General features: G+C 55.3%; 1 protein-coding gene. It reads left to right on the forward strand.

Annotated features, from left to right (window positions below; genetic code table 11):
* The first annotated feature begins 88 nt into the window (after positions 1-88).
* Positions 89-1,399: an IS4 family transposase gene (locus JOY50_RS28485; RefSeq protein WP_243056166.1), complete on the forward strand. Its 1,311-nt coding sequence runs from the start codon at positions 89-91 to the stop codon at positions 1,397-1,399.
* The last annotated feature ends 31 nt before the right edge of the window (positions 1,400-1,430 follow it).

Genomic DNA, 1,430 nt, shown 5'->3' on the forward strand with positions numbered 1-1,430 from the left:
CTAATGCCAGTCAGTTAAGACTGAGACATTGACCTTTATCCCTAAGGCCGCAAAATCCGATGCTTGGAAACGAGCATCGGATTTTTTTATGCGCCTGTCACAAGCCCTGTCCCTCACTCACGAAATGGCATCCCGGCCAAACGCCCTGGAGGGTCTGGGAGCGTTGCTCGATCCAGAAATCGTGAAACAAGCTTTTGAGACAGCGGGCGTCTCAACCATTCGCAAGCGTCGCCTCCCGCTTGAAAGCCTGGTGTGGTGCATTATCGGCATGGCGTTGTTTCGCCGGATGTCGGCTTGGGATGTTGTGAATCACATGGACATCATGCTGCCGGGCAAGCGGCCTCTTGTGGCGCCCAGCGCGGTTGTGCAAGGGCGACAACGGCTAGGTAGCGAAGCTGTACGTGAAGTTTTCATGCTCACCCAACAGCGATGGCACGAAGAAACCAAGCACCCGCAGTGGTTGGGGCTGACACTACTGGGAGTTGACGGCGTCGTCTGGAACACGCCTGACACAGCTGAAAACCGAGCGTGTTATGGCGGCGCGACCAACCAGCATGGGGATGGCGGTTTTCCTCAGGTCCGGATGGTCTGTCAGATGGAGCTGACCAGCCACTTGCTGATTAACAGCACTTTCGAGAGCTATCACAGTAGCGAAATGAAGCTGGCAGAACAGTTGATCGCCACCACCCCAAACCATTCGTTGACCCTGTTCGACAAAGGTTTCTATTCGTTGGGCTTACTGCACCACTGGCAATCGCAAGGCGAGCATCGGCACTGGCTGATCCCCTTGAAAAAGGGCACTCAGTACGAGGTAGAGCACAAGCTTGGACGCAATGATGCTGTGGTCGTGCTGCGTACCTCGCCCCAGGCTCGCAAGCAATGGCCAGGCTTGCCGCTGGAAATTCGAGCGCGGCTGCTGAGCAAAACGATCAAAGGCAAGATTGTAAGCGTGCTGACCTCCATGACCGATGCGCTGCGCTTCCCGGGTGATGAGATCGTCGATCTTTACAGTCAGCGTTGGGAAATCGAGCTTGGCTACCGAGAGATCAAGCAAGGACTGTTAGGGGGTGAGTACACGTTGCGGAGCAAGACGCCGGAGATGATCGCGCAAGAGTTGTGGGGCGTGCTCTTGGGCTACAACCTGTTGCGGTATCAGATGGTGCAGATGTCGAGACAGTGCCCAGGTGTATATCCATGCGAAATGAGCTTTACCGCCTGCAGTTGGGCGATTTTAGGCTTGCTGCATGGCACATCACTCAACCATCCCGGCAATCTGCCTGGATTTTTGGCGGATCTGCAGGCATCGGCGGCGCAGTATGTTCTACCGCATCGGCGACCGGATCGATGGTTTCCGCGGGTGGTGAAACAGCGACCAGCAAAATACCCGACCCGAAAATAAAAATGCCAGTCAGCTTAACTGACTGGCATTA

The organism is Pseudomonas sp. BP01 (assembly GCF_022760795.1).
Taxonomy (GTDB): domain Bacteria; phylum Pseudomonadota; class Gammaproteobacteria; order Pseudomonadales; family Pseudomonadaceae; genus Aquipseudomonas; species Aquipseudomonas putida_Q.